The following is a 12,286-nucleotide window of genomic DNA, read 5'->3' on the forward strand; positions in this document are numbered from 1 at the left end:
GTTTAATTTGTTCATATGTTATAATGAAACTCGATTTTAGTTCAGGGGGTAGTGAAATGATGAAAAAAATTTTTATATTATTATTCTGTACCATGTTTATGATTTCCGGTTGCTCAACCCCCTTTAAAGAGCAAGAGGTACGTACTATTGAACACGGATATAAACAGATGCCACCAGATGATTTTATCCCGAAAGATCTTACGATTGTCTCGATAGGGGATTCATTAACACAAGGAGTTGGGGATATAAAAGAATTAGGTGGTTATATTCCCTATTTGAAAGAAAAATTGGAAAGTCAAAAAGATATAAGAACAGCTGACTTCATAAATTTTGGTATAAAGGGTAATCGATCCGATCAGTTGTTAAAGAGACTGGACCAGTCAAAAGTACAAACGGCCATTCAGAATGCTGATATTGTCATCATTACAATTGGTGGAAATGACGTTATGAAAGTTTTCAAACAAAACCTTACTCATTTAAAAATGGAAACATTTCTTCAAGAAGAAAAGTATTATCGAGAGAGGTTAACCAATATCATTGAGACGGTCTCTACTTATAATAATCAAGCAACAATTATTCTAATGGGCATTTACAATCCTTTTATGAGATGGTTTGCGGATATTAAAGAAATGGATCAAATCATTTCAACTTGGAATGATACTAGTTCACAAGTTGTGGAAGAATTTGAGCAAGCATACTTTGTGCCAGTAGCGGATATTTTTAATAATTATGAAGAAGATCTTCTATACACAGATTATTTTCATCCTAATAATAAGGGATATGAATTAATTGCTGATCGTTTTTATACTTATTTTAATGAACATAGCATTGTTGAAAAAGCCTTTTAAAATGGCTAAACGTTAGGAGTAGAATGAAATGGAAAAGAAGAATGTTTGGAAAGTCCTATTTTTTGCCCTTTTATCAATAAATATTCTTTTCTTTTTCGCTATAGGTTTATTTTTATTTCTTGCAGGGGAAGAACAGCCCATTCCGGAATCACCAGCCGAAAATACGAAAAAAATGTCGGAGTTTTTGATCCAAACGAATAAAAATGATCTAAATGAATTAATTAACCACTATATTGAAAAAGAAAATTTAAATGGGCCGATTGATTATTCCATCGTATTATCAGACGAAGTGGAATTAAATGGGGAACTCAATGTGTTCACAAGCACATTGCAACTAAAAATGACCTTTGAGGCCTACGCCTTAGATAATGGCGATTTACTTCTTGAACAAAAATCACTTTCGCTAGGTGGCATAAGGCTTCCTGTTTCAGAAATTCTTAAGATTATTCGAAGTGCCTACAAGTTGCCGGAATGGGTGATTATCCAGCCCAGTGAGAAGCAAATTTATGTATCCTTACAAAGCATGCGACTCAATAATGATATCCAAATACGGGCAGAAAAATTTGATCTTACCGAAAATGAAATTGTGATGAAAATGTTAGTGCCTGTTGAATAATGAAAGAGAAAGATCATGTATATTAATTTTTAAAACTTCTAGGCAAACACACAAACCGCCCACCCACTCAATACATATGCTGTAAGCGTAAGACTATAGAATCGAGGGGTGGATGATTATGTATTATGGCGGATACGATGGATGCTGCGATGGTGGCTATCCGGCATATGGCTATGGCTATGGCGGAGGTTGCTGCTATCCGGCAAGAGGTGGCTTTGCGCTGATTGTTGTCTTATTTATTTTGTTGATTATCATCGGTGCTTGCTGGTGCTTTCCTAATTAAATGAACAGCAACCTTATCACTCTGTGGTAAGGTTGCTTATTTATTGTGACCGCTTTTCACTTTTTGGGAGTTAGCATTCATGCATGATTAGTCTCCACCTGCATACATTATTATTAATATTCTGCGTGATTAAAGATATTTGCGTAGCCGATTCAATCCGCTATACTGATTAAATAAAGAAGCTCCATTCAGTGAATGTTTTTTATGTGCAAGTGAGTGGAACATCGAATCAGTCAGAAAGGCGGTATCTGTTATGGAAAAATCTTTTTATCATTTTTTAATGAAGTTTCGTCAGCATTCTGCAGGTGACGATATCAGTCAATTTGCCAATAACGCTTATCAGGATCATAGCTTTCCTAAGTATTCCAGTAACTATCACGAGCTTAGCAATTATTTAGAATTACAAGTAGATTACTTACCCACTGTTTCTCTTTTTGACCAGGTTTGGGAGTTATACGTAGAGTCCGAGAATAAAAATAGTTAAATTCAAAGGGATAGAAAATTCAGAAGGGAGCGAAAAGGATTGGGAGAGAGGGAGGTTATTATCGATACAGAGGAAATTGCTGAATTTTTCTATCGTGAATTAATAAAAAGAGGATATACACCTGGTGAAAAGGAGGTTTTGGAATTAGCTGATATTACGTTCGATTATTTAATATCAAAAAATATAATAGAGGAAGAATGGGAAGAAAGTTAAGAATTAATATTGCCTATTATATGCTATTTTCACTCACAGTGTTAGTTGCATAGCTGGGAAGAAAGAATTAAAATGGTGAGAGATAGGAGGCGGTGTGATTGAGTATTCATATTGGGGCCAAAAAAGGCGAAATCGCGGATACCGTATTATTACCTGGTGATCCTTTGCGGGCTAAGTATATCGCAGAAACTTTTTTAGATGATGTGAAATGTTATAATGAAGTAAGAAATATGTTTGGCTACACCGGTACATATAACGGAAAGAGAATATCTGTTCAAGGAACAGGGATGGGAATCCCATCTATTTCAATCTATATTGATGAATTAATGCGGGAATATGGCGTGCAGAATCTTATTCGGGTTGGAACATGTGGAGCGATCCAAAAGGATGTGAAAGTCCGTGATGTGATTTTGGCTATGACAGCATCAACGGATTCTCAGATAAATCGTTTAACTTTTGGAGATGTAAGTTATGCTCCAACAGCTTCATTTGCTCTATTAAAATCAGCCTATGAGCAAACTATTGAGGAAGGTTTAAATGTGAAAGTTGGAAATGTATTTACAGCCGATATGTTTTATAATGATAATGCAGAACATGAAAAGTGGGCAAAGTACGGCATTTTAGCGATTGAAATGGAAACAGCAGCTCTTTATACTCTTGCTGCAAAATACGGTAGAAATGCTTTGTCCGTATTAACAGTGAGTGATCATATCTTAACAGGTGAAGCAACGTCGGCTGAAGAAAGACAAAGCACATTCAATGACATGATTCACGTTGCTCTTAAAACAGCAATAAAGTAAATGAATTTTGACGAATTTGTGAAAAGCTAGGTTCTTTCTTAACATAAGAACCTAGCTTTTTTCGCATTCCACATTATTTTCCTAAAACAAATTATACGATTAGTAGCAGCTTCTTTCAAAATTTAGCAAAAACTGTTAGAATGAAGAGGTTGTAGGGTTAAAAATAAACAAGAAACTGAATTTAATTGGAAGATGAAAGTGGTGAGGAAAGTGGAAGATGAAAATCAGACAAAAGATCATTCTCCCGAACACAATAGCTATATTCATATGAAGAAATTTAAATTTATCATGCTTATATTCATTTTGATTTTTGCTACAGCGGGTGTGACGCTACTAGCATTATCATTAGGAGGGGAAAGTCCTGCTAATGTTATTATCCAAGAAAGAAAAGAATTTAATAAGCTATACCAAGCGTATGACGAATTGGATAAGAACTACTTCCAGGAAATCAATTCAGAAGATCTGATTAATGGTGCAATTGATGGCATGGTGAATGCGTTAGGAGATCCGTATTCTGATTATATGACGAAAGAAGAAAATGATCAATTTGAAGAAAGCATCACCTCTTCTTTTGAAGGGATTGGCGCAGAAATTCAGGAGCGAGAGGGAAATATTGTTGTCGTTTCACCAATCAAAGATTCTCCCGCGGAAAAAGCCGGAATTCAACCAAATGATAAGATTATCAAGGTAGATGATAAAAGCATTCAGGGGATGAGTTCAAATGAGGCTGTTTTATTAATCCGTGGAAAGAAAGGTTCAAAGGTAGACCTCACCATTTTAAGAGGAGAGAAGGACAAGGAAATTAAGCTCACACTAACAAGAGATGAAATTCCAATCAACACGGTATATGCTGAAATGTTAGAGGATGGAGTAGCTAATATTCAGATCACAAGTTTCTCACAGCATACAAATGAGGAGTTAGAGGAAGCTTTAAATGAAATGAATGATAAAGGCATGACCTCTTTAATCATCGATTTAAGAAGGAACCCTGGTGGTTTGTTGGACCAAGCAATCTCCTTATCTGAGCTTTTTGTACCAAAAGGGCAAAAAATTGTACAAGTAGAAGATCGAAATGGAGCAATGGAAGAAACTATTGCTAAAACAGCTGATAAAATAGATGTGCCAACTGTCATGTTAATTGATGAGGGGAGTGCCAGTGCTTCGGAAATATTAGCGGCAGCTGCTAGTGAAACAGCGAATATCCCTTTAATTGGGGTAACCTCCTTTGGGAAAGGAACGGTTCAAACACAGAAGAAGTTTTCAGATGGCTCGAACGTAAAATATACCATTGCCAAATGGTTAACACCGAAGGGGAATTGGATTCACGAAAAGGGCATTAAGCCTGACTACGAGGTAAAGCTTCCAGAATATGCGAATTTGCCATATATTAGCCCTGATGACGAATGGAAAGTTTCTTCCACTTCTGAAGAAGTAAAAGCAGCAGAAGAAATGCTGAAAGTATTGGGCTATGACCCAGGAAAAGTAGATGGTTTTTTTGATGAAAAAACGGAGAAAGCTATACAAAAATTCCAAAAGGACGAAAAACTAAAAACTACGGGCGTTCTCTCTGGAGATACAACTGTAAAGTTAATGACAAAGCTAAGCGAACACCTAAAAAAAGAAGATCCTCAAGTGAAAAAAGCTGTTGAAGTATTAACGAAAGATAAAAAGAAAAAAGCGTCTTAAGAACAAAAGCGCAAGCGCCTGTTCAGCGACGTACAAATTTGGATCATAAGGTTCAAAGGCTAAATACGCGCCGTCCTGGCGCAACGCCTTTGTGACCAACGTCCTGTTGGCCTGAGATAAAGGAAACACGGCGACGAAGGAGCCGATGTTGACTTATCGTAGGAAGAAGGCGTAAATTTGCTAGTCGCTAGGCGCTGGAGCTGGATGTCAACCGCGACATAAGCAGCTTATCCACAAGCTAGAATTTTATAGTTTCCTAAGCAATAAGAAAAGCGCAAGCGCCCGTTTAGCGGCGTACAAATTTGGATAATAAGGATTGCCTAAAGCAATAAAAAACGAAGCTATAACCTGCGTTTACCTTGTAGGTGCTAGCTTCGTTTTTTATGTGATTTACTCTTGGATTTCCCCGAACTTTATAAAAGACCTTTCATCCTCGATTAACCCACAAGAACCACATTGAACTCTTTTGACTGGTCCCTGGTATTTCGCGTGTAAAGGCCCTGGATCTCTTCCGTTATAATCCTCAATGACCTCTCCTGATTGGGGATCTAAGCGAACAGCATTTACCACTTGATCAATAATATTAAACCGAGAACGATTCGTTTTGCAGTTAGGACAACGGTAAGGATTCATCATTGTAAACCTCCTCATATAATGGTGGATATCATTAGCTTAACCGAAATGACCAAATAATATAGGGATTGCGTCCAATTCTAGCGCAGGGTAGTTAAAAAGTTAAAGATGATATTATTTTGTAATAAAAGTCATATAACGTCTGGCCTCAAAAGTTGTCAATATTAAATTTAAGCCAGTTTTTGGGAATCGCTCCTAAATATAGGCTTTACTGGAAATGATTGCCATAAAAGAAAATGATCAAAAAGTCGTTTGTTTTAAGAACTTATTTAAGAGAGTACAAGTGAAAAGGTGAAAAACAACCCTTCATTCTACTAATTGGGATTTTCTCCCTTAAATATTACATAGAATCATATGGTACTATACTTGTGCAAGCAAAAAAGAAACAAAGGGGAGAAACAAAAATGAAGAAAGATATTAAGAAAGTTATTCTATCTACGGTTGCTGCTACGGCCTTAATGGCACTGCCTTTTGCAGGAAACGCGGATGCGGCTGAAAGAACAGATCAAAGCCCAGCTAAAGTTTTCTATATTAAAGGTGATCTATCAAACTATAATAACTGGTGTGACTATATTTTTGAGTTTGATTGGAATCAATCAAATAAAGGTCACAATGATCATAAGCAACCTAATCAATCTAAGCAAAAGCAAGATACAAGCAAGGATGAACAAAATAATCAAACTCAACCTCCAAAGGTTGAACAGCCTGAACAACAACCATCACAACCGGTTCAAAATCCTTCAGAATCAAAGAATGATAATCAGGCCACTGAATCAAATAGTCAATTAAATGAGTTTGAACAACAAGTAGTAGATCTAACAAACCAAGAAAGAGCTAAAAATGGCCTTTCAGCATTAAAAATAGATCCAACACTAAGTAAAATGGCTAGAGAAAAATCAAGAGATATGTCCGCAAATAACTATTTTGATCATAATAGCCCAACTTACGGATCTCCGTTTGATATGATGAAGCATTACGGTATTGATTATCGTTCAGCAGGAGAAAATATTGCGATGGGTCAACGTACACCACAAGAAGTAGTAGATGGTTGGATGAATAGCCCAGGACATCGTGCTAATATTCTGAACGCGGATTATACTCATATCGGTGTTGGTTATGTTTCTAATGGAAACTATTGGACTCAAGAATTTATCGGAAAATAAGAATCTACTAAATAAAAGCACCAGCCGTCACTAAATAAGATGGCTGGTGCATATTTATTCTCTTTACGCTTCCAATTGTTGTAGGGAAGTTTTTGTTTCAGTTTCTCTTATATAGTACATAGTAAATAAATCTCTTGGAATCTCATATAAATCGTATAGGTGATAGCGTGGATTTAATTGTTGAAAAACGAATGGTTTAGTCTCATTTGCCTTTAAAACATAGGGTAATTTTTCCGCTGCTTTTCGAGAACGGTTATTTTCCGTTTTTATTCTCATATAGACAGTTTCTATTTCATTTTCAAAGAACAATTCTTGTAAGAACAATTCTTTTGCTAATGAATTATACCCTTTACCGTGGTAGGGTTTTCCCATCCATGTGCCTAGAAACCCTGCTCCATAACTAACATCAAATAAATTAATCGTGCCAATTGGATTTTCCCATTCATCTAAGATCGTCCTGGAATATAATTCTCCTCGCTCCTCAGCTTCTATTGTTTGCTTTGTTGTAAATAAGAATTCCTCAAAGGAATATGCTTTTTGACGCACAAAAGGGAAGACATCCGGGTGCGTCATTAATTCATAAAGAACTTGACATTCATGCCCGTTTAATTCACGTTTTTTGAGCATAATGAACCCTCCTAGTCGGGGCAGTCCCGAAAATTCGATTCTGCCCCACGAAATTTTTTAAAGTTGCATAAAAAATTTCGGGGTGGGAATCGAACCCACTAGAACCAGTCAATCACTGGTGGCGCACCATTTGCCTTCCCTCAATTATGAGCGATATGAAATTGTAAATCTTCGTAATGACATCATACAAAAAAAGTTCCAATTTGCATAGTAGCAAATACAACTAAAAGTCATTTTTTTTGCAGGAAATGTATAAAATTTGATGAAGTAAGAAGATGAACGTACGAAAAAGGACAAAAGCCATATTTTTTCAAAAAAGAAAGTGAAAATATTTGAAACTTATAATATAGTTAATACGTAGAATAAATAAGAAATGGAGGGATTTGAAGTGGAAACCAACATGGATAACAAAGTGGAGAATAATAATAATGACAGGGTCCTGGCTGCGGTTATTTACATCATTAGTTTCTTTTCAGCATTTATCGGTCCTTTAGTCATTTGGTTAATCAAAAAAGATGAATCATCTTTTATTGATTACCACGGGAAAGAATATTTGAACTTTTTCATCTCTTATGCAGTGTATGCGATTGTCGCTTCCATTTTAATGATTGTTTTAATTGGATTCGTCCTTTTACCAATTGTTGGTGTAGCAGCAACTGTGTTTACCATCATTGCTGCTGTCAAAGCCTATGATGGTCAAGCATATCGTATTCCTTTAATCTTCCGTCTTATTAAATAGCAGGAAGATTTTGATCAGTCCTTGATAAACACTTTATCAAGGGCTGTTTTCTTTATCTTGTCATATGCTTGTCTACCTTTTCATATAATTAGTTGTAGACTATATAAAAAGGTGAATCAAATGAATATAAGGGATTATTACTCAGGAATGTCAAAGTTATATATTCATCAAAGTATTTTATGTGTGATTGTGTTTCTATTCATCATTTTTCCGGCCTTACGGATAACAAGTTTTTTTCCGACGAGCTCCGCGAGTATCTTATTACTCTTCATGCTTATATATTATGTTCTCCGCCATATTTACTTTGTATATAAAAGCCACAAACTTCCTAATCCAGCCATCTTTCATGATAAAGGGGAAGTTTTACTTATGTTAGAACCCTCACCTGTTACTGCATATCAAGGGAAATTATTCTCTGGAAGCGGATTTTGTGCCTTCTCTATTAAACCAGGGAAGAAAAGGGGAAGGGAAACGCTTTTTACTGTAACAGATCATCGGAAAAATACGTTTTGGGTTGCCCAAATGAATGATTTAGGTTTGCAATTATTAAAAACTGGCAAAAAAAATTCCTTTAGAGCATTAAAAAGTGATAAACGTGAATATCGTACAACGGATGGAGAATATTATCGGATCGTGAAATCGGTGTACACATTTTCTATCAAGAAGAATGGGAAAAAAATCATGACTGTTTCTAGAGGATTAATGCCAATTAGTATGCAGCGCATCTTCTCGGCAAGTACACCGATTATAAAATTTGATCGGCAAACAAACGAAGAAGAGCGCATTTTTTGTTTCCTGCTTTATTTTAGGAGTTAAAGGAATCCTTTTGAATGGACTCGAGAACTTGACCAAAGGGTTGTTGTTTTTTACTAGAGAAGAACCCTGAAAAAGGGTTTCCTATGTTTTCTACCCTTTTGCTTACTTCATCCATTGTGAAGCTTTTTGGATTTAACTTTTCATTTATTTCATGCCAATATAATGGGGTGGCCACAAGTCCCTTAGAAGGTAAACGAACAGAGTACGGAGCTATAATTGTCTTCCCTTCGGCATGTTGAATAAAATCGACATAAAGCTTTCCATCTCTGTTTTTTTTCAAGCGTTCAATGGTAAATAAATGGGGGTTATAAGATACAAGGAACTTCGCCAAAAATTCCGTAAATACTCTTGTGTCTTCCCAAGTGTACTGAGAATCCGGCAAAGGAATGTAAACCTGCATTCCCTTATTTCCAGAAAACTTCACAAAGCCGATTAAAGAAAAAGAATCCAACACTTTTTTAATAATAAGGGCCGCTTCTACAGCCATCTGAAAATACTCTTGAGATGGTGGATCTAAATCCATCACAATTTCGCTGACAAAGTTATCGTTAATTGTTTGAAAAGGTATGTGATACTCAATCGCGAGCTGATTTCCAAGCCAGATCAATGTTTTTAAATGATTGCAAACAATCATTTGATTATCATCATATGGAATCGATTCGACAAAATCCGGAGCACTGTCAGGTTTATTTTTTTGGTAAAAAAATTCACCAAATTCTCCATGTGGAGCACGTATGACGGTTAATAATCGGTTTTCTAAAAAGGGTAATAGATAAGGAGCTACCTTCCTTAAATAACGTAAAAAGTCGATTTTTTTCACTGCGTTTTCTTTCCATAAAGGCTTTTCTGGATGTGTGATTTCAATTTCTTCTGGAAAAGCTGCATCCTGGATAAGAAATTGATGAAATGTACATTGATCAGGTGTTAGGTCCAAACGCAACTGCTTAAAAAAAGGTTCTCTTAATTGTTCACCTTTCCACTCCAAAAAGTAAAGCTCTATACAAATAGCTGGCTCCATTAAAAAAATGGACCCTTTTTTAGACCGGGAATTATTTATGACGGTCTGTCGAAGGGCGTTTTTTGTTTCGGTATCTAAGCCATTGACAAATCCACCTAGTGGCAGAATCGTTTGCTCTTCTTTATATACCCCTAAGTAAAAGTATTGGTTTTCCTCATCATATCCAGTGATAAAACAAGAGACCGTTTTCCAATTTTTTATTTTTACCCATTGTCTACTTCTTGTTCCTTCCTGCCAAATACTAGCTGCTTGTTTGGCTACAATGCCTTCACTATTATATTCGTACATTTGCTTTGCAAGTTGATCATAGTCCGCTACATTCGGAAGAAATTGAATCAGTTTTTCCGCTCCGTATGATGGGGATAAAGGCAGATCAAGCTGTTTAAAAATAGAGAATAGCTGTTTTTTCCTGCTGACATATGCCATTTGTGTTTTCGATTGACCCGTCATTTCTAATAAATCAAAAGCTAAGAAATGACAGGGTCTGAGGACGGAAACTTCTTCTATCTTATTTTTTGTGTTTAAACGCCCTCGTATCTGAATTTGTGAAAAATTTGCTTTATAATCATTTTCAAGAATCACTAGTTCTCCATCGATTTTCAGGGGCAGCCATGGACTGAATTTTTCTTGAAGAAATTTTAAATAGACCTCTAGTTCTGGAAATTGGGGTAATAAATTTTTTCCATTACGGCTCCACAGAAAACATTCCGTTTCTCGCCAATCAAGTATGCCACGGAATCCATCATATTTCATTTCATACAACCATTTTCCTTGTTGTGGAGGATCAAAAACTAACGTCGGAAGCATTGGTTTCAATATGAGCACACCTTTGTTTTAATTGTTGAATTTAGTATACCCAATCCTTATGAATTTTTCCCAATTGTTACTGGGGATAACTTTTCCTTCAATGTAAATTCTATTAAAAAAGACTAAGAAGAAGGTGTTAAAGATGCATACGATGTGGAAAGGAAGTATAAGTTTTGGACTTGTGAATATTCCGATTAAATTACATGCAGCAACAGAGGATAAAAATATTAAATTCCGTTCCCTTCATAACAAATGTAACACCCCAATTAAATACGAAAAAATCTGCCCAGTATGTGAAGAGGAAGTAAAGTCCGATGATATTGTAAAAGGATATGAATTGACAAAAGGAAAATATGTTGTCGTAGAACAGGAAGAACTAAAAGCGTTGGAAGGGGATAGAGGAGAGAAAGCTGTAGAGATCATCGATTTTATTCATTTAAATGAAATTGACCCCATTTATTTTAACCGAAGCTACTACATGTCCCCAGACGGTGGAGCAAAAGCTTATGGTCTTTTGCGTAAAGCTCTTACAGAAACCGGGAAAGCTGGCCTTGCTAAAATAATTATTCGTTCAAAGGAGCAATTAGCCGTTATTCGAGTATATGAAAAAACACTACTAATGGAGACCATTCATTACCCTGATGAAGTTAGAAATGTTACTGAGGTTCCTAATGTGCCAAGTGAGGACGGGGTGTCTAAAAAGGAAATTGATACAGCTATTTTATTAATTGACCAACTAACGACTGCATTTGAACCGGAAAAATACCAGGATGAATATCGAAACAACGTATTGGAGCTTATCCAGAAAAAGCAAAAAGGGGAGAAAACAGTCACAGCTCAGGCGGAAAAACCGACAGAAAATATTACAGATCTGATGGCTGCTTTACAAGCTTCCATCGACAAATCAAAACCTGAAAAGAAAACAACTAAGCGGAAAAAGACAACTAAAAAAACAGCGGAATCTAAATAGGAAAGATTCTCATATGCTAGTAGGTAATAGGTGTAACACCCTGGATAATTAAGAATTTTGGCGAAAAAAGACGAAAAAGTTTTTCGCCAATTTCTTGATTTTTCCATATTTCTCATGTATGATTAAAATGCTTAGCCCAAGCTGAATTAAAGTTTAATATTTCTAACTAATTATTTATGGCAAATACCGGCCACAGCTTTATTTTTGGAGTTAAAATTCACATGTTATAATGAATATCTGCTCCTAAAAGTGGGTATTGATTATAATATGTGATTTTTTATTTACATGGTAAATATGAAGAACATATTAAAAATTTTTTGGAGGTTTTATACGAATGGCAACAGGTACAGTAAAATGGTTTAACAGTGAAAAAGGCTTTGGCTTCATCGAAGTTGAAGGCGGAAATGATGTATTCGTTCATTATAGTGCAATCAATGAAGAAGGCTTCAAAACGCTTGACGAAGGTCAACAAGTTGAATTTGATATCGTTGAAGGACAACGTGGGCCACAAGCTGAAAACGTTGTGAAACTATAATACAAAAAACCTAACTCATCTTGATGAGTTAGGTTTTTTGATTTTGCA

At 35.8% G+C, this 12,286-nt stretch carries 15 protein-coding genes; 12 read left to right on the forward strand and 3 right to left on the reverse strand.

Annotated features, from left to right (window positions below):
* Positions 1–56: 56 nt before the first annotated feature.
* From KI363_RS04390 to KI363_RS04420, 7 genes are all read left to right on the forward strand, one after another.
* Entirely contained in the window at positions 57–848 is a 792-nt protein-coding gene (locus tag KI363_RS04390; protein ID WP_246516751.1) for an SGNH/GDSL hydrolase family protein, read from the forward strand.
* 28 nt (positions 849–876) lie between these two features.
* A complete protein-coding gene (locus KI363_RS04395) occupies positions 877–1,464 on the forward strand; it encodes a YpmS family protein (protein WP_158324411.1) in 588 nt (195 codons plus the stop codon).
* Positions 1,465–1,582: 118 nt separating this feature from the next.
* Entirely contained in the window at positions 1,583–1,747 is a 165-nt protein-coding gene (locus KI363_RS04400) for a YjcZ family sporulation protein (protein ID WP_158324410.1), read from the forward strand.
* A gap of 253 nt (positions 1,748–2,000) precedes the next feature.
* On the forward strand, positions 2,001–2,231 hold the full coding sequence (locus tag KI363_RS04405; protein ID WP_158324409.1) for a YozE family protein: 231 nt from the start codon (positions 2,001–2,003) through the stop codon (positions 2,229–2,231).
* 39 nt (positions 2,232–2,270) lie between these two features.
* The gene (locus KI363_RS04410) at positions 2,271–2,444 is read left to right on the forward strand and encodes a YozD family protein (protein WP_158324408.1); all 174 of its coding nucleotides are present in this window, start codon (positions 2,271–2,273) and stop codon (positions 2,442–2,444) included.
* Between the two features lie 98 nt (positions 2,445–2,542).
* Positions 2,543–3,244 carry a purine-nucleoside phosphorylase gene (deoD, locus tag KI363_RS04415; protein WP_158324407.1) on the forward strand — a complete coding sequence of 234 codons (702 nt, stop codon included), beginning with the start codon at positions 2,543–2,545 and terminating at the stop codon, positions 3,242–3,244.
* A 198-nt stretch (positions 3,245–3,442) separates the two neighbouring features.
* On the forward strand, positions 3,443–4,930 hold the full coding sequence (locus tag KI363_RS04420) for a lmo1851 family serine protease (RefSeq protein ID WP_505744237.1): 1,488 nt from the start codon (positions 3,443–3,445) through the stop codon (positions 4,928–4,930).
* Between the two features lie 390 nt (positions 4,931–5,320).
* Here KI363_RS04420 and KI363_RS04425 read toward each other — a convergent pair whose 3' ends face one another.
* Positions 5,321–5,566, reverse strand: coding sequence for a DNA alkylation repair protein (locus tag KI363_RS04425; RefSeq protein ID WP_158324182.1), 246 nt, complete (start codon positions 5,564–5,566; stop codon positions 5,321–5,323).
* A gap of 401 nt (positions 5,567–5,967) precedes the next feature.
* On the opposite strand from KI363_RS04425, the gene KI363_RS04430 reads away from it, so the two are divergent.
* The gene (locus tag KI363_RS04430; RefSeq protein WP_158324181.1) at positions 5,968–6,726 is read left to right on the forward strand and encodes a CAP domain-containing protein; all 759 of its coding nucleotides are present in this window, start codon (positions 5,968–5,970) and stop codon (positions 6,724–6,726) included.
* 63 nt (positions 6,727–6,789) lie between these two features.
* Here the strand turns inward: KI363_RS04430 and KI363_RS04435 are convergent, their stop codons facing one another.
* On the reverse strand, positions 6,790–7,353 hold the full coding sequence (locus KI363_RS04435) for a GNAT family N-acetyltransferase (RefSeq protein ID WP_212965610.1): 564 nt from the start codon (positions 7,351–7,353) through the stop codon (positions 6,790–6,792).
* A 400-nt stretch (positions 7,354–7,753) separates the two neighbouring features.
* On the opposite strand from KI363_RS04435, the gene KI363_RS04440 reads away from it, so the two are divergent.
* Positions 7,754–8,092: a DUF4870 domain-containing protein gene (locus KI363_RS04440; RefSeq protein ID WP_158324185.1), complete on the forward strand. Its 339-nt coding sequence runs from the start codon at positions 7,754–7,756 to the stop codon at positions 8,090–8,092.
* 369 nt (positions 8,093–8,461) lie between these two features.
* Positions 8,462–8,908, forward strand: a complete 447-nt coding sequence (locus KI363_RS04445) for a hypothetical protein (RefSeq protein WP_212965611.1) — start codon at positions 8,462–8,464, stop codon at positions 8,906–8,908.
* Here the strand turns inward: KI363_RS04445 and KI363_RS04450 are convergent.
* Positions 8,898–10,733 (reverse strand): DNA ligase D, encoded by a 1,836-nt coding sequence (locus KI363_RS04450; protein ID WP_444543501.1) that lies wholly within the window; start codon positions 10,731–10,733, stop codon positions 8,898–8,900. The two genes, KI363_RS04445 and KI363_RS04450, sit on opposite strands and share 11 nt — an antisense overlap.
* Before the next feature lie 142 nt (positions 10,734–10,875).
* Here KI363_RS04450 and ku point away from each other — a divergent pair, with 142 nt between their 5' ends.
* Both ku and KI363_RS04460 read left to right on the forward strand, forming a co-directional pair.
* The gene (gene ku / locus KI363_RS04455) at positions 10,876–11,703 is read left to right on the forward strand and encodes a non-homologous end joining protein Ku (RefSeq protein WP_158324177.1); all 828 of its coding nucleotides are present in this window, start codon (positions 10,876–10,878) and stop codon (positions 11,701–11,703) included.
* Positions 11,704–12,037: 334 nt separating this feature from the next.
* Positions 12,038–12,238: a cold-shock protein gene (locus KI363_RS04460; RefSeq protein ID WP_158324176.1), complete on the forward strand. Its 201-nt coding sequence runs from the start codon at positions 12,038–12,040 to the stop codon at positions 12,236–12,238.
* The last annotated feature ends 48 nt before the right edge of the window (positions 12,239–12,286 follow it).

Source organism: Lederbergia ruris (assembly GCF_018332955.1).
GTDB classification, from domain to species: Bacteria; Bacillota; Bacilli; order Bacillales; family Bacillaceae_C; genus Lederbergia; species Lederbergia ruris.